Below are 20,833 nucleotides of genomic sequence, written 5' to 3' on the forward strand. Positions count from 1 at the left end.
GCAAAGGAGAGTCTTCAGATGAATCATCAAATTCCGGAATATACGTTGAATGATGGCTTGAAAGTACCGGCAATTGGGTTTGGTACCTATAGCTTAAAGGGTGCAGAGGGCGTTAAATCCATCGTATCTGCGCTGGATGTGGGTTACCGATTGATTGATACGGCCTATAACTATGAGAATGAGGCGACGGTCGGAAAGGCCATCAAGCAGAGCTCGATTGCGAGAGAAGAACTGCTGATCTCTTCCAAACTGCCTGGGCGTTATCATGATTATAATAAGGCAATCGTAGCCATCGAGGAATCCTTATACAGAGCAGATCTAGATTACTATGACCTATATCTGATTCACTGGCCGAATCCGAAGCAGGGTAAGTATGTAGAAGCCTGGCAGGCACTCATTGAGGCGAAGAAACGTGGATATATCCGCTCTATCGGAGTTAGTAACTTCCTGCCTGAACATAATGAGCGTCTGATTAAGGAGACTGGGGTAGCCCCAAGTCTGAACCAGATCGAGCTGCATCCGTTTTTTGACCAGGCTGAGCAGCGGAAGAAGGATTCGGAGCATGGCATTGTCAATGAATCCTGGAGTCCTATTGGCCGCGGTAATGACGCCGTGCAGGATGTGGTGAAGGATGAGAAGATCCTCCGCATAGCAGAAGCTCATGGCAAAACGGGAACACAGGTCATTTTGCGCTGGCATACCCAGCTGGGTTCCATTCCAATTCCGAAAGCAGGCTCCCTTCAACACCAGAAGGAAAATATCGATATCTTCGATTTTGAGCTGAGCGAGCAGGAGATGGAAGTGATCTCGTCGTTCAATCGTCAAGATGGACGGTTATGGGGACAGGACCCGAGCGAATACGAAGAATTTTAAAAAGTTATAACGAAGACGCGCTTCTTCCCGTAAGGTGAAGTGAACGTGTTTGTAGGCATATTGCCTCCTATTCTGCAGAAATGCAGATAGGAGGCTTTTTGGTGTGTACTGATGTATTTGTTGATCCGACTAAAGTATCCCCTTTCAGGAAAGTGGGCCGTTCATATTTCGGTTTGCCATCAATGCTGGAATATGATCTTGATCTTTTGCCTGCATGTGCAAATCCTGCTCTGGATAAGGGATTATCAAATTTTGGATATCTCGGCAAGAATGGAGGATAGCCATAATAGCGGTCAGGCAGTACCTTTATGAAGAGAGCTCCACATCAAGGGTCAGACATCTTACACGAACACACATGGGGGGACGTGAAGCGATGAAACGGTCATGGAGAAAGCGGCTAGCGGTTGGAATCTGTCTGATGATGGGATTAACTGTCCTTGCAGGCTGCGCAGGAGACAATGGAAACGCTGGCGGGGCAGAGGGAGATGGCCCTACACCAATATCGATCTGGATGTCGATGAACACGAATGCTTCCATTACGCTCAAGAGTATGAATGAAATTACGGCGATTAAGGAATGGGAGAAGAAGACCAACACCAAAATCGAATTCCAGCACCCTGCGGTGGGTGCCGAGACCGAACAGTTCAATGTCATGATTGCCTCGAATCAGCTGCCTGATGCCATGTTTGTAAATGGAGATTACGCCAAGCTGTTCAATGATGGTACCATCATTCGTCTTAACGAGCTCATTGATGAATACGCTCCCAATTTGAAAAAGATTTTGGATGAGAATCCCGAAGTCGCTAAACAGTTAAAAGCAGACAACGGCGATATCTATGCCATTCCGCATCTACGCTTGGGGGAATACAAAACCTTCGGCGGTACATTCATCCGTCAGGATTGGCTCGATGAGCTAAAGCTGGAGAAACCGGAAACGCTGGAAGAATGGGAAACCGTACTTAAAGCGTTCAAAGAGAGAAAAGGCGTGTCCGCGCCTCTGTTGTTCGGTGCACCGCCTAAAATGACAACGATGGGGCCCGCAGCACCGACCTATCTGGAAGCCTATGGGATAACCAACAATGTATTTATGAGAGATGGCAAAGTAGTCTACGGACCAATTGAGCCGGAATACAAGGAATTCCTGACGATGTTCCATCGCTGGTATCAGGAAGGGCTGATCGATCCCGACTTTGCCACCAATGATCAAAAAACATATGACGCCAAAATTTTGAGTAGTCAGGCAGGTGCCTTTTTCACCTTCATCGGTGGAGGTGTAGGCCGCTATCTGCCCGCTCTGCAGGAAACCGACCCGAACGCCAATCTGACAGCCGTGCAATATCCGGTGCAGAATAAGGGCGATGAACCGATGTTTACCGGACGTTCCTGGGAGTGGAGCAGCAGCGGCATCGTAATCACCAATAGCAACAAACATCCGGAGGAAACGGTCAAAGCGCTGGATTACTTCTTCAGTGAAGAAGGGCATATGCTGAAAAATTTTGGTGTGGAGGGCCTGACGTATACGATGAAGGACGGTTACCCGACCTATACCGATGAGATTTTGAAAAATCCGGATGGATTGTCGGTTGCCCAAGCGATGGCGAAACATTTTATAGCCAACTATCCCTTCGTGGGTGAAGATGATGACCGGTACAATGAGCAGTACTATCAGCTCCAGCAGCAGAAGGATGCCGCGATTCTCTTCTCCAAATACAGCGAGAATACACTGAAGGTGGGCCTTCCTCCAACCAGTCTGACAACAGAAGAATCCACGGAATACAGCAAAATCATGAGCGATATTGGAACGTATCGGGATGAAATGTTCGTCAAGTTTGTCATTGGGGTCGAGCCGATCGAGAACTTTGACAAGTACATCGATCAGATCAACAAGTTTAACGTCGAGCGGGCCATTGAAATTCAGCAGGCTGCGCTGGACCGCTATAACGCCAGATAACGAAGAAGCTGTCTGTGGGGAAGCCCCTTTTTACCTCACGGATGCTCTCCTTCGAATTTATAAGGAAGGGGATGGAAAGGTGTCGCACAAGCTCTCCTTGTTATGGCTCAATTACAAAAAGAATAAAGCGATCTATTGGATGGCTCTACCCGTCGTTTTGTATTTTCTCATCTTCAAATATCTGCCGATGTATGGAGCAATCATTGCATTCAAGGATTACTCGGTGGGCAAGGGCATATGGGGCAGTGATTGGGTGGGACTGCAGCACTTCCGCGATTTCTTTCAGAGTTACTATTTCTGGCGGATTTTGAAAAATACCCTGGTGCTGAGCTTCTATCAACTATTGTTCGGATTCCCAGCACCGATTCTTCTTGCCCTTCTTCTCAATGAGCTTCGCAATGAAATATTTAAGCGCACCGTGCAGACGGTCTCATACATTCCGCACTTTATTTCCATCGTGGTCATCTGCGGCATGATTGTGGATTTCTCATCCCGGGATGGGCTGTTTAACACCATTATTGAATACTTTGGCGGCCAGAGCAGTGCTCTTCTCAGTGATCCGGCCAATTTCCGCACCATTTATACCGCTTCATCCATCTGGCAGGAGCTTGGCTTCTCCAGCATCATTTATCTGGCTGCACTCAGTGGAATCAATCCCGAACTCTATGATGCTGCGAATGTCGATGGGGCAAGTCGCCTTCGCCAAGTCTGGCATATTACGTTGCCCGGCATCATTCCGATGATTCTTATTCTGCTGATTCTCCGTATTGGTGGATTGATGGAGATCGGTTTCGAAAAAATCATTCTGCTATACAACCCGAACGTCTATGACACGGCGGATGTCATCTCGACATTTGTGTACCGTAAAGGGATTAGCGAAAGTGCCGAATTCAGCTATACAACCGCGGTAGGCTTATTCCAATCGGTCATTAACTTTACATTGCTCATTGGTGCCAATCGCCTGTCCAAGGCGATATCCAATACCAAGCTATTCTAGTCAGGAATGAGGTGAAGGAGGGGAGTTCAGATGAGAATAAAACGATCACTCGGGGAGCGGCTGTTTGGTGGTGCCAACGCCATCCTGATGACGGGCCTGATTATTGTTACCTTGTATCCGCTGCTGCATGTGCTGAACGCATCGTTCAGTGATTCCGGTCAGCTAATGGCCCACAGAGGTCTGCTGCTCTTTCCGAAAGGACTGACACTGGAGAGCTACAAGCTGGTTCTCAGCAACCCGAACATTCTGTCCGGGTACCGAAACACCATATTCATCGTCGTGGTGGGTACGGCACTGAATCTGTTATTCACCATTCTGGGAGCGTATACCTTGTCTCGCAAAAGCTTCATGCTTCGCAACCCGATCATGCTGGCGATCGTGTTTACGATGTTTTTTAACGGGGGAATCATTCCATCGTATCTATTGATCAACAACACGCTTCATATGGGGAACAGCCTGTGGGCACTGATTATACCTGGGCTGATCAGCAGTTATAATCTCATTATTATGCGGACTTCGTTTCAGGAAATCTCGGAAAGCCTGCTGGAATCGGCACGTATGGACGGGGCGGGAGAGATGTTAATCCTCTGGCGGATCGTAGTGCCGTTATCCATGCCTGTGATTGCAGTGATGATTCTCTTTTATGGAGTTAGCCATTGGAATTCTTGGTTCGGTGCCATCCTGTACATCCGGGATCGAAATCTGTTTCCGCTTCAGCTGGTCCTGCGCGAAATCCTCATCCAGAACAGCACGGACTCCATGACGACTGGGGCATCAGCCGTGGACAAAGAGGCGATCGGGGAAAGTGTAAAATATGCAACGGTCATGGTTGCCACGCTTCCGATTTTGTTTATCTATCCTTTTCTGCAGAAATACTTTGTCAAAGGTGTTATGATCGGAGCAATCAAGGAATAAATCAGTCGTAGGCCATGCCAAACCACCAAGTGAGGAGGAGACTCATGAAGAAGAAAAGCATCCTGTTGTCCTGGAGCATTTCTTACATGGTCATTCTGCTCATCCCGATTGTGATCGGTGCTGCTGTATTTGCCGAGTCCCGCATCTTGCTTGAGGAAGAAGTGAATCGCTCCAACATGGTGCTGCTCTCCCAGGTGCAGGAGACGATCGATAACCAGATTGGGGATATTGGCAGCATCAGCAATCAACTCATGGCCGACTCTCAGTTAACGAGCTTCATTAATCATGCGTCTGAACAGGATGGCCGGTGGCGATTAATGGGACTTGAGCTAATCAAAAATCTGAAGTCTACACGCGTCGGAAACGGCCTAATTAGCGAACTATATATTTATATTAAAGACGCCGATGTTGCCTTGTCCTCTTCTTCTCTTATTCAGAAGACCTATCTGTATGACATGTTCTACAAAGGCACGGATGTATCCGAGGAGGCGTGGACCGGACTTATGCACGATACCGGCACCAGCAGGTTCAGGAAAATGGCGGTTCGGAGTGAAGATCGGCGCATTGAAGACACGCTTGTTTACCTGCAGCCGTTCCCCATCCAGAGTGCTGCGGACAGTCCTGCAACCTTTGTGGTGAATCTTGACCCGAATCGGTTTCAACAGGCGATTGATAATGTCCGTTTGGAAAAAGAGAGCACGGTATTCATCCTGGACGATGAGGGGAACACGTTGTTTTCTACAGGAGGTTCTGAAACCCCTTACAAAATAAATGGAGATCTGAATTACGGGCAAGATTCGGGAGTCAGAACCGAGACGATCGAGTGGAACGGTGAATCCGTCACCATGTCCCAGATCTCTTCCAAGGTCCAGGATTGGAATTATGTATCGATTATACCTACCCGGATCTATGCCAAGAAACTAACGGTCATTCGCAATATCACGATGGGAGGCGTGGCAGCTGGACTTCTGCTGGGCGGGGTAGCGGCCTGGTGGTTCACCAGGAGGAACTATCGTCCGCTGGGACGGATCATGAACATTATCTCCGATAAGGTCAAATGGAAACTGGAGCAGCCGGACGATGAATATGGCATTCTGCAATCGGTGTTGGTCCGTGCATGGGAAGAGCAGGATCAATTCGCGAGCAGGCTCAAGGACCAGCAAAACGTTGTAAGGAGCAATGTGCTTGCCAAGCTGATGAAGGGCAGGGTTCAGGCAGGTGAAGAATTTGCCTCAACGCTGGAACGGCTTGGTATTCACTTCGAGACTCCATCGTTTGCCGTACTGCTCCTTCACATTGAGAATGTGGATGGGTTGTTCCGGACAAAAGTACGCGAGCAGGACCAGGAGGAGAAAGAACAATTTGTGCAGCTCATTCTGACCAATGTGCTTGAGGAAATGATAGGCCCCATTGGCCAAGTGTTCTCGGCAGATATTGATGGAAGGATTGCATTTCTCATCAACATTCGGGCAGATGAGGAGAATACCGGAAACCGGCTGATCAGCGCCATTGAGGAAGCCCAGCGTTTTATCGGATCACGGTTTTGTGTGTACTTTTCGGTGGGGGTAAGCGATGTTCATCACGGCATTGCAGCGATTGGAGACAGCTTTCAGGAATCGGAAGAGGCACTGGAATATCGGCTGATATTGGGGATCGGACAAATCATTGACCAAAACCGGATTCGCAGGCCGAAGGAGGAATTATATTATCCTCTCGATCTGGAGAGACAGCTCATTAATTATATCGCGACAGGCAATTATGCCCGTTCAACCGAAGTGATGAACGAAATTCTCATGACCAATTTTACAGGAGAGCCCTTGTCTGTTGAACTGGCACGCTGCCTGATGTTTGAGTTAATCGGTACCATTCTGAAAGCCACGGAACAGATCAAGTCAGATGACCAGAACGAGATGACGCATCGTAATGATCTGATTCGGCAATTGCTTGCATGCGAGACATTTGAGGAGATTGAAGCCGAGCTGCTGCGAATTCTGGAGACCGTCTGTCAGATGGTGAATGAACGCAAGCGCTCCCGCAACGAAGAGCTGAAAGACCAGCTGATCGAATTCATTGTAGAGAACTATGCAGACGTTAATCTGGGTTTGACCCATTTGTCGGAACGCTTTCGCTTCCATCCAACCTATGTCTCCAAGTACTTTAAGGAGCAGACCGGAATCAACGTGATCGATTACATCAACCAATATCGCATCGAACAATCCAAGAAAATTCTGCAGGCAGAGGAAGGGACCATTCAGGACGTATCCGAGCGCGTAGGGTTTCTCAACAGCAATTCATTCATTCGTGTCTTTAAAAAGTATGAGGGCATTACGCCTGGTCAATATAAGCAAAATAGCAGACTTGTCCAACATGAAGGATGAAAAAATAGATGCATAGAGGAGGACTTGTTCCATGTGGAAAAATGCCATTGATGATGCACTCCAAGTCACGAGAAGCAACATTGACCGATTTGGGGGGCGATTTCCCCATGTAAGTAACGGGGATGAGCATTATGTGCTGAATGATAATACGGAGTGGACGGCTGGTTTCTGGTCAGGCATCCTTTGGTTATGCTCGGAATACACGCAGGACCCGCTGTATCGCGAGGCAGCTGTTAAGACCGTTGATAACTTTCGGGGGCGCATGGAACGGAAGAGCATTTTTGACCATCATGACATAGGTTTTCTCTACTCGTTGTCCTCCAAGGCCCAATGGATCGTGGAACGTGACCCTGCTGCACGTGACCTCACGCTGGAGGCTGCAGATATGTTGATGAAGCGCTGGCGTGAAGAGTCAGGGCTGATCCAGGCTTGGGGACGCAAGGGTGATGTGAATAACGGAGGTCGTATTATTATCGATTGCCTGCTTAATCTTCCATTATTGTTATGGGCGTATGAACAGACCCATAACGAAGAATATCGGCGAGTCGCCAAACTCCACGCGGAGAAAAGCCGGCGTTTTCTGGTTCGTGGAGACGATTCCAGCTATCATACCTTTTATTTTGATCAGGCTACTGGCGAAGCCATTCGTGGAGGGACCCATCAGGGTTATAATGATGGCTCAACATGGACCCGCGGTCAGGCATGGGGGATATATGGCTTTGCGTTATGCAGCCGATATCTGCAAAATGCAGAGATGTTCGAGACAGCGAGGCGTCTAGCCCGTTACTTTATTACTCATGTGCCTGAGGATCATGTAGCCTATTGGGATTTCGATGCACCACAGACCTCCGAAACAAAGCGCGACAGCTCTGCATCCGCTATTGCTGCGTGCGGGATTCTGGAGATCGCCGAGAGATTGGATCCAACAGATCCGGAGCGTCAGTTCTTCCTGGACGCGGTGCAGAATTCAATGGCGTCCCTGGTACAGAATTACTCCACTCACGGGTCCGAAACCGAAGAAGGCTTACTCAAGCATGGTTCCTACTCCGTAAGAGGTGGGGATTCACCGGATGACTATGTCATCTGGGGCGATTATTTCTATCTCGAAGCATTGATGCGTTTGGAACGAGGCATTCCTGGATATTGGTATGACCGGAGATCGAATGGTAGGCAATAATGCAGCAGGGTGTACAAAAGAAAAAGCAGCGATTCTTCCCGACGGGGGAGAGTCGCTGCTTTATTTTGCTTTAATAGTGGAATTCGTTTTGGATACGTTCGGTTACATTTGCGTTTTTGGAGCAAGCTCAATTGCCGAGCGAATGGCTGCCAGCATGCTTTTGTCATCGGCGATGTTTTTACCAGCGATATCGAAGGCGGTACCGTGGTCAACGGAAGTGCGGATGATGCCGCCTTTCAAGCCAACGGTGATATTCACGCCTTCTTCGATGCCCATAACTTTAATCGGAGCATGTCCCTGATCGTGGTAGCAAGCAACTACGATATCGAAGTCACCGCGGCCTGCACGGAAGAACAATGTATCCGCAGGGAGAGGACCAACCACGTTAATGCCTTCCTGCTGCGCACGCTCGATACCTGGCTGCAGTTTTTCTTCTTCTTCACCATTACCGAACAATCCGTTCTCACCTGCGTGTGGGTTAATACCGCATACCGCTACACGTGGATTCTCGAAGCCTGCTTTTTTGAGTGTATCGTGAGCAAGCTTAACTACCGTGTAGGTTCTTTGGGGATTGATGCTGGCAATCGCATCGATCAAGCCCATGTGTGTTGTCAGGTGAATAACCCGCAGGTTAGGCGTCGTAAGCATCATGGAGAAATCCTGTGTATCCGTCAGATCGGCCAGAATTTCGGTATGTCCCGGATACAGGTGTCCACCTTGGTGCAAGGCCTCCTTGTTCAGTGGGGCAGTGCAGATCGAGTTGATCTGCTGTTTTTTGGCTAGGTCAATGGACTTGGCCAGGAATTGAAAGGCTGCATCTCCCGCTATAGGAGACACCTTTCCATATTCGAGATCGGCAGGGATTAGATCCAGATCAATGACATCCACGGTGCCGAATTCATATTTGGCTTCTGAAGGCTCCTGAATGGCATTGACGTTCAAGCTTGATCCAATAACGGGCAGAACGCGTTTCAATATTTTTGCATCACCAATAACGAGTGGGTTGCAGTTGTCGTAGACCTCCTGATGGCCTAGTGCCTTCATAATAATCTCGGGTCCGATACCTGCTGCATCGCCCATTGTAATTCCAACTGTGGGTTTCATACTGGAATCCCTCCTTTTAATTTTTCAATCGCATGGATGAAGACTTCTGGTGTGCCGAAGCCTCCTGCTTTGGTAATGACATGTAAGTCTTCTATTCCAATAAACTTGGATATTGGAACACCAATCTCAAGTTCGTCCAGCAGCTCGAAGCCGCTAATATTCCACTTCATGCAAATTTGCTTGGCGGTGTCCCCACCGGTCATGGATACACCCTTGAAATTGCCCTCTTCAAGTAATCTGGCACAAATCTCGCCCATGGCCCGGACGATTTCGTTGCTGACCTCGGTATGATCCAGACCGCGGGCTTCACCCGTGGCACGTGCCAGTTCAATGTCAACCTGCTCTGCCGTGGAATACAAGACAACGTCATGGCCTGCAAGAGACTTGGCTTTTACTTCTTTATACACACGCTCCATTTCCTCTGTCCGATCTGCTGCGGCGGATACGGCTTTGAAGGAGTGGAATGCAACGGAAGAAACGCTGGTCTGTCCCAGCAATTTCTTCAACTGAGCACGTGAGTTTTTGTTTACACTGCCTACGACAGTTAGAATAGGTCCAGAATTTCCCGGTATAGTCAGTTCCGTTGATTTACCCTCCAGACTGAAATGTCCGGGAAGATAGTTGGCAATTCCTGCAGAGCCTGCCCATGCAAAGGTATATTCCAATGTACTGGTCATTTGCAGGATTTGCTCCAGATGCAGTTCCTCCGTCGAATCAACAAGTACGTATGGAATGCCATTTTCTTTGAACTGGGTTAACTTCTTCTGGATATGCTCCTTGCCTGCTTCCAGATCCGATACGCTGATCTCACCTACTTCATACTTCGTTTGAAGCTTCAGCAGTTCAGGAAGATACGAAACAGTCACAGGTGTTTTGGGATCGTTCGCGATCTCGGTGTCAGCCAGTGGAATTCCGTTCAGGTAATGTACCCCGCTCAGGATCGTACGATTATTCTTCGGATAACCTGGTGCAATCATCATGAAATCCGGTTTAATCACGTCATACAGCGCATCAATCTCAATTCCAATGTTACCACGCATGGTGGAATCCATTTTTTTGAAAATGGTATCGAATCCATTTCTCGTCAGAAACTCGGCTGCATTACGAACGCGCTGGTAAGCTTCATCCGAGGCAATGGAACGGCTGTCCGTGTCGAAAACAACAGCATCGTAATGACGAATATTATTCTCGTCCATGTTAAATAATACACTGGTTTTCAAGCCATGACGGGCAAGCTGAACCCCGCTGTCATTGGCACCAGTCAGATCATCTGCAATAATGGCTAATTTCATGCTGTTCTCGCCTCCTTGAGAAAAAAGTGAATTCATGTCCGCTCAGGATAAGTTCGTTGCTTTATGTGGTCGGTCTTTGATTGTATTTCTCGACGCCGCCTGATTTCTCCAGCCTTTTGGATAGGAAACCGATGAAGATCGGCAATAGAATAGCGGTGGTTACGACACTTGCCGCAATTTGTACGGTAGCAATTTCAGCAATAGGGGCAAAGGAAGCATTGGCCGCTACGATAGCAGCAGGTGTACCTACAGCGTTACCCGCTGTGGAACCTTCCGAAGCTCCGACAATAGGGTTCCAGCCGATGGCTTTGAAGAGCAGGTAGCCAACGCCGCCAGTGATCAATACTGTAATTACACCCAGCATGATGCCGCTTAGTCCACCTTGAATGATAGACGAGAAGTTGATTCCCATACCGAGTGAAAAGGCGAAGAATGGAACGAGCTTGTCACTGCCTTTATGCAGCCATTCAGCCAAGTTGCGATCCAGATTACCAATAACCACACCGACGATCAGTGGAAGCAGTACCGCTACAAAAGCCATCGGGGAGAACATGCCATTGGCGAAGCCCATCGCACCGAAAATAGAGAGTGCAACCATGGTAAGAAAAGGTCCGTCGCTCAGTGCGAGGAATGGATAAGCTGCCTTGTCATCCTCTTTGCCGTATTGTCCGGCCAGGGCGATGTACAGTCCGCCGTTGGAATTCGTCATCGCAGCAATAATGGCAAGCGGTGCCAGACCAAGGAATAATCCATTGGAATCTGCGAAGAAAATGGCGATCAAACCTAATATTGCACCAACAGCCCACTTGAACACAAGCAGTGTAACACCTTTACCGACAGATGAACCGGCTGTCTTGAACGTGATTTGTGTTCCGGCAATCAAGAGGAACAGGGCGATCAGCGTGCTTGAACTGTTAACGAACAGGGCTTCGGTAAATCCACCAATCCGCAAGGCATTGGGGAAGAATGTGTTAATCGTTGCACCAAGTAACAGCGGGACAACCATCATACCGCCAGGAATACGATCTAATGTCGCTTTAATGTTCATAGTAGTAGCTCCTTATTTAAGTAATCGTTTTTATGAAGCGCTTGCAGGGACTATCTTAACGCAGATTGTTTATTTTAGCAACAATAATTTGCTGTAAATTTTAAGTAATCACTCAAGTGTTTAATAATGCAACACATCGAGCAGTAAAAAAAGCACAAACTTAAAGATTATTCTTTAAGTTTGCGCCAAAGTGTGGCCCGGTTAATCCCCAGGCGATCTGCAGCCTTGGATTGATTATTGTTTTCTTCCTGCAGAACGTGTTGAATAATTTCCTTCTCGATCTCTTTCAGCGTACCGTTCAACCTCATCGTGTTTGTTGCGGAATGCTGATTAAGCAGGCGGGACAACGTATCTGTTGAGATCACATAATCCTGCTCATTCAGGGCAGCCTGTTTGATAAGATGCTTCAGCTGGCTGACTGTCATCTGTGGAACCTGCTCCTGGATTAACTGTAGAGCATCCTCTTTGATCTTCACCGCAGCGGTTCCATACTTATGATAATAGTCGGTAAGGAACTGCTGGATCAGTGGTGCCAGATCCTCCAGCCTGTCCGCAAGACTTGGCATCATCATGGTACTCAGCTCGATATCAAGCGTCCAATACGGATTCAAGGGTTCTTCTCCCAGAATGAATACACCAATCTGCCTGCTTAGACAGGTTTGAATAAATGAGGTCACCTCTTCATCATGGAGCCGTTGTTCGATATGATTCAGCTCCACGTTGCGGACTTTGGAGAGCGGTATTTTATGCAAATGACCGGCAGGTACCTGCGATAGGTTTATTTGCAGCAAAAGTCCACCGCCTGAGTACATCTGATGCATGTGTTTTACGAGAAATGATTTGCCTGAATCTGCATGTCCGAGCAGATAGATGGGTTCGTGATTTTCATATAAAGCCCGAATGTTCTTCAACATCACCTGCATGGCTGGTGATTCGGCAACAATGGGCTCGATGGTTATATCCGTGTAGGTGGTTATGCCGAATTGTGCAAACTGGTAGGGCTGTCCTTTTTCAAGCGTGTAGACTTTATAACCCTTATTATTCAGCGTTGTTTCATGGGCCGTTACCGTCAGCTGATAATCGTCGACCATGAACATATGTTGAACCTGGGATTGCTCAAACTCCAGATTGGTATTTATCAAATGAATAAAATTTTCCGTCAGTGGGTTCTGCTCGAAATCGGTCAGGTTTTCAAATACAATATCGTTCCGTTCATCTAAAATAAGCAGATTGGGGTGCTCTTGTGTGACCAGGTTGTTCAAAATGACGGAGATGGCTTGATTCTTGCTCAGATAGCGAAACACCAGCTGGGCATCTTCAAGCGCGCGCATAATGGCTTCCTTGCCAGACTGGATCAATAACCCTTCGAGCCCATAGGTTCTGGCGGTATCTACGGTGATAACATCCCCGACAATCTGACGGTACCCGGATGCTTTCAGCTCCAGCAGCAGCCTGGCGACATCTTCGGAACTGCGAATCGTGTATACCTTGAGGGGCAGGTCCATCAGATCAATAATGGACTGTGCACCTGATGTGATATTGGAAAAGCCAACGATGGCCGTTTTGCCGTTAAACTGGCTGGCCAGAGTCAAGGAACGAATCATGTCATATCCCGAGAGCTGCACATCAATGACGGGAATGGTGACGGCTTCCTTGATCAACTGTGCAGTACCCCCACGGCTAATAATAATTTCGGCCCCGTTTCGTTCGGCTTGTGAGGCCAGTTCGGCCCCCTTTGCCAAGTCTCCCACATCGCATTGAATTGATAATTGAGGAAACCGGGGAATGCACTCTTGTATAATGGTAGTCATGGATTCGTAAGGAGCAATGATATGAACTCGTGTACGCATAATGTTCCTGCCTTTTATAGAAATCTCATTTAATGGTTCCCTTATTATAGCCAACTTACGAGAGATTGGCATCTTTGGCGTAGGACAGCTTCAGAGTGCAGGAGGGTAGAGAAGGATTGCCATGCTGTTTGCTAGCAATGCGACCTGTGATAATTATCACGGAAGATCGGAATCCATTTTTTCAAAATGAATACATAAGCATCAACGATGGCAAGGGAAGAAAGGAGCGTCATGCGATGTCAGCATTTCGTGAAGCGGTAGAGCCGGATCATATCATTCAATGCGTGGTTAATGAGTTTACGTGCAGAGTGCTCTGGAGCGAAGGTCGTCCATGTCTGGAGTATCAGCATGAAGAGGATCTGAAGCATATTACGGCATATGTTGAGGCAAACTTTGGTGTAGAACTGCTGGATGTATTCTTTACCACGGTAGAGAGTCTTCCCGCCTGATCCGGATAGCCATACCATTAAAAATGGATAGTGCAGCGTAAGAGCAACCATCAGCAGGAGCTGATGGTTTTTCATTTGGGAAATGCCGGCCAATCCAGGGAAATGAAACCTCGTTCTTGGAATTCATGTATTATAGGGTATATGTAAACTTTTCGGAGGAGGAACACAGGAATGGGAATCTTATCGAGGTTTAGGGACGTGATGAAGGCCAATGTGAACAGCTTGCTGGCTCGGGCGGAAGATCCGGAGAAGACCGTGAATGAATATATGCGGAGTCTGAGCAGTGATCTGGGACAGGTGAAAGCGGAGACGGCGGCCGTTCTGTCGGAGGAGAGCAGGGCGAAGCGGGCTTTGGATGAATGCAGCGCCGAGATGAAGAAATTGCAGCGGTATGCAGAGAAGTCGGCAGAATCAGGCGATGAAGATAAGGCTCGGAGTTTTCTGGAGAAGAAAGTGAAGCAGACGGAGAAATGGAACGAATTACAGGCAGCGTATGAGCGTGCCTCCGCAAAAGCCAAAATGATGAAGCATATGAATGATAAATTGGTAGCAGATCTGGGACAATTGGAAGCCAGACATACCGAGCTGAAAGGCAGAATGGCAGAGGCGAAGGCCCAGCAGCAGGCCAATGAACGGAATGCTTCAGTAGGGAAAGCAAATGCGGCTTTTCAGGCGATGGAAGAGAAGGCCAATCTGGCTTTGAATGAAGCAGAGGCACTTGCTGAGCTCCGGGCAGGGAAGCAGGAAGATGATCTGGATGAACTTATTGCGCAGCTGGAGAAAGAAATGAACGCGAAAGCGGGTAATAGTGACAATACAGTTCCCAGTGCGGAGGAAGAACTCGCAGCAATTCAGGAGAAGCTGAAGAATAATTAGGATGGATACGTTTATATTTCGTTAATATTGAGGTGAGCAGATGCCAGTTATTGAATACAAGTGTCCCAACTGTGGCAGTGGTATGGTTTTTGACAGCGCGACAGGTTCATTATCCTGCCCGAGCTGTGGGAGACAGGACAACATTGAGCAAATCCCTGATCCGCTCAAGAAACAGGTGTTCACGGAAAATGAAGTGAAGCAATATCACTGTAACAGCTGCGGCGCGGATATCGTCACGGAACCGGAGACAAGTGCAACCACTTGCAGCTTCTGCGGGGCAGCTGTTGTGCTGAGCGATCGGCTGACGGGTGATCTGGCACCCGTCATGGTTATTCCCTTTTCCATCAGCAAGGAGCAGGCGAAGCAGGCATTCAAAAAGTGGTGCCGGAACGGCCTGCTGACCCCGAGCGGATTCATGAGCGCAGACCGGATTCAGAATATTACGGGGATGTATGTGCCGTTCTGGTTATATGAGTTACATAACAAAATCGAAGTTCACGGCCGCGGAACCAAGGTGAGAACCTACACGCAAGGCGACTACCATTATACGGAAACACAGCATTTTGATATTTACCGGAAAATCCGGCTCAACTATGTGAATCTGCCCATTGATGCTTCGGAGAAAATGAAGGATGAGCTGATGGATAAACTGGAGCCGTTTCCCTATAACCAGCTGAAAGAGTTCAAGACCCCGTATCTTGCGGGATACATTGCAGAGAAATACAGCTATACCGATGAAGAGTTATATCCGCGGGCCAAGGAGAAGACCCGATCTTATATTGATTCATATATCGCTTCAACCGTATCCGGATATAACAGTGTAAGTTACACGGACAAACAAATTGATACGACACTTAAAAATGCAGACTATGTGCTGCTTCCCGTATGGATGGTCTATTATGACTTCAATCGTGCCCAATATACCTTTGCCATGAATGGCCAAACGGGAAAAGTGGTCGGCAAACCGCCCATTAGCAAAGCCAAAGTGGCCGGATGGTTCGCTGGCGTTTCCGCCGTGTCCTTATTATCCTTGAAACTGATCTCCTGGATGATGGGAGGTGGGTTCCTTTGAAACAGGTCAAACAGCTTGCAATGGTGAGCACCCTGGTAATGATGATGGTGTTTGGTCTGGCATTCTCCTTTTTGACTGTTCAGACTGCCTCGGCAGCCGAGAGTAAAAATCTCATCTATGATGAGGCCAATCTGCTGAGTGAGCAGGAGAAAAGTGAATTGAACGCACTGGCGAATGAGTATGGAGCCGAGAGGCAGACGGATTTTGTTATCCTGACAACAAACAATACAGATAGTCAAGATGTCGAGCTGCTGACCGAGGATTTCTATGATGAGCAGGGACTGGGGTTCGATAAAGTTCATGGAAATGCTGTCATATTGACGATGGATATGAATTTTCGGGAAGTATACCTGGCTGGATTTTATAAAGCAGAGGATTATCTGGATAACGGGCGACTGCAAGCTATCCGCAGCAGGATCACTTCTGATTTATCCAACGGAGACTACAAGCAAGCTTTCGAGAAATATATAAGGCTCTCTTACGAGTACATGGGATACGAACCAGGGGTAAATCCGAACAATATTTTATTCAACGGATGGTTCCAACTAGGTGTGGCTGTCGCCATCGGAGGCATTGTAGTGGGAATCATGGCCTTTCGTTCAGGAGGGCGGGTTACCGTCAATCGCGCCACGTATGAAGATTCCAGTTCCTCCAGTGTGATTGATCGTCAGGATCGGTATATCCGTACAACGGTGACCAAACAGAAAATTGAAAGAAACAATAACAACGGTGGTGGAGGCGGTGGTGGAGGTACCACCCGTGGCGGCCACTCGCATAGTGGAAGTAGAGGTTCTTTTTAGTATCTGAGCATTTGGGGCAGGACCACATAGAAGGGATGGGAACGAGTATGGGTTTTTTCAAAAATCAATTTTCGAATGTAGTGGAATGGGAAGAATTCAGAGATGACATGATTTTCTGGAAGTGGAGCAACCGGGAGATCAAGAAGGGCAGTAAGCTGATTATTCGTTCGGGTCAGGATGCGATCTTTTTGAACAACGGCAAGGTTGAGGGAATCTTTGAAGATGAGGGCTCATTTAATATCGATTCTGAGATCATTCCGTTTCTGTCTACATTAAAAGGGTTTAAATTCGGGTTCAACAGCGGCATGCGGGTCGAAGTGCTGTTTGTGAATACAAAGGAATTTACCGTTCGGTGGGGAACGCAAAGTCCTGTACTGATTCCGACACCCCAGCTCCCCGGCGGAATGCCGATTCGGGCCAACGGTACGTTCAACTTCAAGGTGAGTGACTACGTCACGCTCATCGATAAAATTGCCGGCATCAAGCAGAGCTATCTGGTCGAGGATGTCAAAATTCGCATGACTTCTGTACTGGATCAGCTGCTTATGAAGTGGATTAGCCGTGAGGGCAAGGATATGTTCAACCTGCAGGCGAACGCGTCGGAGATTGCAAAAGGTATACAAGAAGACCTGGATATGCAAATGATGGACATCGGAATCGGCATTACCGGATTCCAGGTGATGAGTTTCAATTACCCACAAGAGATTCAGGATATGATCACGAAGACCGCTTCGCATGAGATGATCGGTAATCTGCAGAAATACCAGCAGGTTAGCATGACGGATGGCATCGCATCCGGCAAGGTGAAAGGCGGCGGTGCCGCATCGGATATGGCGGGCATGATGATGGGCATGAATATGGCTAACGAAATGATGAAGAACATGAACCAGAATCAAGGCCAGAATCAAAATAATAACAATAACAGTTCAGGCCAAAATACGGATCAACCATCCGCGCCCAAGGAAGGATCTTCTTCCGAGGGGGCCAAGAAGCCGAACTTCTGTCCGAACTGTGGTGCCAAAAATGAAGGTGCCAATTTCTGTCCCAACTGTGGTCAAAAGCTGGTTTAACATAGCGGAATTGAAGAAGGGCTCACATCGGAGTGGAAACTCCGTATGGAGCCTTTTTTTCTTTACTATTTAATTTTGATAAAAGTGTTGACAATACCTCAAAAATGATTTATCTTTAATTTAAGATATTTAATTCAAAGAAAAACGACACCAAAGAATAATATCTGAATCCAATTACAAGGAGAGAGATCAAGATGATGATTCCAACATTGACCAGAATAAATGAACTTTCCAGAAAAGCTAAAGAGGCAGAACTGACAGAGATGGAGAAAGCGGAACAAATTCGTCTGCGCCAGGAATACCTGCAAATCTTTCGCGGTTCGATCAATGATATTCTGCTGAATGTCACCATCTATGATCCGAACGGCGATGACGTTACTCCGGACAAATTGAAACAGGAGCAAGCAAGCCAAAACAACAACTAATTTCAATCGGTCATATATCTTAAAATAAAGATAATACAAATTACAATAAATAAAAAAACTAAAACCACCATATCCAAGGAGGAATTTATAATGACACTTCAAACTGCAGGTATCCACCATATTACGGCTTTTGCGGGAGATCCACAGGCCAATGTCGACTTTTACGCTGGGGTTTTGGGACTTCGTCTCGTAAAAAAAACAATCAACTTCGATGCACCAGACGTGTACCATCTGTACTTCGGGGATGAAAAAGGCAGCCCGGGCACCATTATTACCTTCTTCCCATCTGCCGGATCACCTCGAGGCAAAATTGGCGGCGGCCAAGTCGGCATTACCTCTTATGTCATTCCTCCTGGGACTATTGGCTTCTGGCAGGATCGGCTGGAACGTTATAACATTGAGGTAACCAAAACAAGTCGCTTCAATGAAGAGCTTCTTCAATTCGAAGACAGCGAAGGCTTGCGGCTTGAGCTTGTTGAACGGGAAGAGGGTGCTGCCAGCACATGGGAGCATGAAGGAATTCCGGCAAACAAAGCGATCAAAGGCTTTGGCGGTGCTGTATTGTTCAGTGTGAATCCACAGAGAACAATGGATGCACTGGAGAACATTCTGGGATTCGTCAGAGTGGATGAAAATGAAGAGTATGCCCGTTTCCGTTCCAGCGGAGATATCGGTAACGTCGTGGACGTTCCAGTTACCCGCATACCTCTGGGTGTAGGCGGCTCAGGAACAGTACACCACATTGCGTGGCGTGCCAAAGATTTTGAAGAGCATGAGGCATGGAGAGGGGCCGTATACCAATATGGCTACCAACCAACCCCGGTCCGCGACCGCCAATATTTCAATGCCATCTACTTCAGAGAAGCAGGCGGAATCCTGTTTGAAATTGCAACAGATCCACCGGGATTTGCCAAAGATGAACCTGCTGATGCACTCGGAGAAAAATTGATGCTGCCAGAGTGGTTCGAACAATACCGTGAACAGATCGAAGGCAATTTGCAGCCGATTGTGGTAAGAACGTTGGAACCTGCCGCAACAGCTGCTCAGTAATGGACAATATAAACCATAGCGGCCAGGACGATGTTCCGGCCGCGAATGGATTAACTTTTACATAAGACAAATGAAGACTTGAACCCAAAGGAGCATCGAAGGATGATGGAGAAAAAGGTTACCTGGCTGGAGCTGTTTTACGATCTGCTCTTCGTCGCAGCCGTATCCAAAGCAGGACATGTCCTGCTGCATGCCGAACACGGCGTTATTACGTTTGAATATCTAATGAAATTTGTATTGATCTTCATCCCCGTCTGGTGGGCATGGGTGGGACAGACCCTATTCATTAATCGATACGGTCAGGATGTCCTCAGCCATCGCATCTTTCTCATCCTTCAGCTTCTGTCGGTTCTCGTGATGACGGCAAGTCTTTCGACCCATTTTGATCAGTATTACCTGTCATTCTTCGTAGGGTATATCGGTTCGAGGGCGTTTACCGCGATTCAGTATCTTACGGTTCACAAGTCCAAAAGCCCACATCAACAACAGGCGGCCCGCTATCTGGGGATCTGCTTTATCATCGGTATTCTAATCTCCTCCGGTTCCCTGTTCTTCGATTCATGGGTGCGCTACGTCGTGCTGTATGCGGGGATTGCGGTAGATATCGTGCTTCCGCTGATTGGACGCAAAAATCTGGTAAAGGTACCGATTCAGACGCATCACCTGCTCGAACGCTTTGCACTCTTTACACTCATCCTGCTCGGTGAGTCGGTAGTTAGTATTATTGCTGTACTGCAGGCCGATCACTGGGATCTGAGATCCATCCTGTTTGCCGCCTTTACTTCCATATTCGTCATTGCGATGTGGTGGCAGTATTTCGATAACGTGGAGAAAAAGGTCAGCAAGGAAATTCAGACGGCCGGGCAAGCGATCATCTATGGCCATCTGTTCATCTACATTTCAATGAGCATGATCGCTGCTTCAATTCAGCTGCTGTACCTGAATGAGCTTAATTATGTATTCATGCTGGGATTTGGCTTCGGATCTGTACTGCTCTACTTCTTGTCGACCTCGCTCGTATTTCATCGTTACCGACATGCACACTCAAGACTTCGTCCGTTTCATCTGGTAACGATGGTTGGCGTGCTGGCTGCATTTGTCATTGTGGATCTGATCTATCAGGTTCCGAACTACGTTATCGTGGGTGAAGATATGTTATTCTTTCTTCTATATGCGAAGCTGACGACTTGAATAGCAATTTGAAACGAATTTATAAGTCACGAACGGATTGCGTTCGTGGCTTTTTGGTTTAATTTTTCTAAAATGTCATGTCGACAATGTGAAAAAGCGGTTTCGTGAGTTATTTTCTTCTATAGAATCTGTTAATATGGGACTATGTACAAGTGAATCTACCAAATCACTGAATATCTCATTTATAAGAGGGGCTTGATATAACAATTACATGAGAACGGAGAGGGCAGAAATAACCTGGAGAAGCGAAGCGTTCGCCTTTATCACCGGATTTCTCCCTTAAAAAAGGGAGTCAGGAAATCTGGGGATAAGAGT

At 47.5% G+C, this 20,833-nt stretch carries 18 protein-coding genes; 14 read left to right on the forward strand and 4 right to left on the reverse strand.

Annotation, left to right across the window (positions count from 1 at the left end; all coding sequences use genetic code 11):
• Window positions 1-18: 18 nt before the first annotated feature.
• The 6 genes from MHB82_RS01000 (at window position 19) to MHB82_RS01025 (ending at window position 8,291) form a co-directional block, all read left to right on the forward strand.
• Window positions 19-873 carry an aldo/keto reductase gene (locus MHB82_RS01000; protein ID WP_095362021.1) on the forward strand — a complete coding sequence of 285 codons (855 nt, stop codon included), beginning with the start codon at window positions 19-21 and terminating at the stop codon, window positions 871-873.
• 373 nt (window positions 874-1,246) lie between these two features.
• Window positions 1,247-2,824 (forward strand): extracellular solute-binding protein, encoded by a 1,578-nt coding sequence (locus MHB82_RS01005; RefSeq protein WP_176476229.1) that lies wholly within the window; start codon window positions 1,247-1,249, stop codon window positions 2,822-2,824.
• 139 nt (window positions 2,825-2,963) lie between these two features.
• Window positions 2,964-3,821 (forward strand): ABC transporter permease, encoded by an 858-nt coding sequence (locus MHB82_RS01010; protein ID WP_095362071.1) that lies wholly within the window; start codon window positions 2,964-2,966, stop codon window positions 3,819-3,821.
• 30 nt (window positions 3,822-3,851) lie between these two features.
• Window positions 3,852-4,736: a carbohydrate ABC transporter permease gene (locus MHB82_RS01015; RefSeq protein ID WP_095362018.1), complete on the forward strand. Its 885-nt coding sequence runs from the start codon at window positions 3,852-3,854 to the stop codon at window positions 4,734-4,736.
• 44 nt (window positions 4,737-4,780) lie between these two features.
• A complete protein-coding gene (locus tag MHB82_RS01020) occupies window positions 4,781-7,114 on the forward strand; it encodes a helix-turn-helix domain-containing protein (RefSeq protein WP_176476228.1) in 2,334 nt (777 codons plus the stop codon).
• A gap of 31 nt (window positions 7,115-7,145) precedes the next feature.
• Window positions 7,146-8,291, forward strand: a complete 1,146-nt coding sequence (locus MHB82_RS01025) for a glycoside hydrolase family 88 protein (RefSeq protein WP_127540576.1) — start codon at window positions 7,146-7,148, stop codon at window positions 8,289-8,291.
• A gap of 102 nt (window positions 8,292-8,393) precedes the next feature.
• Here the strand turns inward: MHB82_RS01025 and pdxA are convergent, their stop codons facing one another.
• The 4 genes from pdxA to MHB82_RS01045 form a co-directional block, all read right to left on the reverse strand.
• The gene (gene pdxA / locus MHB82_RS01030) at window positions 8,394-9,395 is read right to left on the reverse strand and encodes a 4-hydroxythreonine-4-phosphate dehydrogenase PdxA (RefSeq protein WP_341173594.1); all 1,002 of its coding nucleotides are present in this window, start codon (window positions 9,393-9,395) and stop codon (window positions 8,394-8,396) included.
• Window positions 9,392-10,687 (reverse strand): four-carbon acid sugar kinase family protein, encoded by a 1,296-nt coding sequence (locus MHB82_RS01035; RefSeq protein WP_341173595.1) that lies wholly within the window; start codon window positions 10,685-10,687, stop codon window positions 9,392-9,394. The genes pdxA and MHB82_RS01035 overlap by 4 nt, the downstream gene beginning before the upstream one ends.
• 61 nt (window positions 10,688-10,748) lie before the next feature.
• On the reverse strand, window positions 10,749-11,735 hold the full coding sequence (locus MHB82_RS01040; RefSeq protein WP_095362013.1) for a 2-keto-3-deoxygluconate permease: 987 nt from the start codon (window positions 11,733-11,735) through the stop codon (window positions 10,749-10,751).
• A 167-nt stretch (window positions 11,736-11,902) separates the two neighbouring features.
• Window positions 11,903-13,546: a sigma-54-dependent Fis family transcriptional regulator gene (locus MHB82_RS01045; protein WP_255248104.1), complete on the reverse strand. Its 1,644-nt coding sequence runs from the start codon at window positions 13,544-13,546 to the stop codon at window positions 11,903-11,905.
• A 275-nt stretch (window positions 13,547-13,821) separates the two neighbouring features.
• Between MHB82_RS01045 and MHB82_RS01050 the strand changes: the two genes are divergently transcribed.
• The 8 genes from MHB82_RS01050 to MHB82_RS01085 all read left to right on the forward strand — a co-directional run bounded on the left by MHB82_RS01050 (window position 13,822) and on the right by MHB82_RS01085 (window position 20,518).
• Complete coding sequence (locus MHB82_RS01050) at window positions 13,822-14,034, forward strand: hypothetical protein (protein ID WP_095362070.1); 213 nt, start codon at window positions 13,822-13,824, stop codon at window positions 14,032-14,034.
• A 171-nt stretch (window positions 14,035-14,205) separates the two neighbouring features.
• Window positions 14,206-14,910, forward strand: a complete 705-nt coding sequence (locus MHB82_RS01055) for a PspA/IM30 family protein (protein WP_095362011.1) — start codon at window positions 14,206-14,208, stop codon at window positions 14,908-14,910.
• A 40-nt stretch (window positions 14,911-14,950) separates the two neighbouring features.
• Window positions 14,951-15,982, forward strand: coding sequence for a TFIIB-type zinc ribbon-containing protein (locus MHB82_RS01060; RefSeq protein WP_127540562.1), 1,032 nt, complete (start codon window positions 14,951-14,953; stop codon window positions 15,980-15,982).
• A 38-nt stretch (window positions 15,983-16,020) separates the two neighbouring features.
• Window positions 16,021-16,782, forward strand: coding sequence for a TPM domain-containing protein (locus MHB82_RS01065; RefSeq protein ID WP_445671248.1), 762 nt, complete (start codon window positions 16,021-16,023; stop codon window positions 16,780-16,782).
• A 47-nt stretch (window positions 16,783-16,829) separates the two neighbouring features.
• Window positions 16,830-17,852 (forward strand): SPFH domain-containing protein, encoded by a 1,023-nt coding sequence (locus tag MHB82_RS01070; protein ID WP_095362009.1) that lies wholly within the window; start codon window positions 16,830-16,832, stop codon window positions 17,850-17,852.
• Window positions 17,853-18,049: 197 nt separating this feature from the next.
• The gene (locus MHB82_RS01075; RefSeq protein WP_095293145.1) at window positions 18,050-18,277 is read left to right on the forward strand and encodes a DUF896 domain-containing protein; all 228 of its coding nucleotides are present in this window, start codon (window positions 18,050-18,052) and stop codon (window positions 18,275-18,277) included.
• Window positions 18,278-18,367: 90 nt separating this feature from the next.
• Complete coding sequence (locus MHB82_RS01080) at window positions 18,368-19,327, forward strand: ring-cleaving dioxygenase (RefSeq protein WP_341173596.1); 960 nt, start codon at window positions 18,368-18,370, stop codon at window positions 19,325-19,327.
• Between the two features lie 102 nt (window positions 19,328-19,429).
• Window positions 19,430-20,518 (forward strand): low temperature requirement protein A, encoded by a 1,089-nt coding sequence (locus tag MHB82_RS01085; protein ID WP_095362007.1) that lies wholly within the window; start codon window positions 19,430-19,432, stop codon window positions 20,516-20,518.
• Window positions 20,519-20,833 lie beyond the last annotated feature (315 nt).

The sequence above is a fragment of the Paenibacillus sp. FSL K6-2862 genome (assembly GCF_038005125.1).
Lineage (GTDB): Bacteria > Bacillota > Bacilli > Paenibacillales > Paenibacillaceae > Paenibacillus > Paenibacillus illinoisensis_A.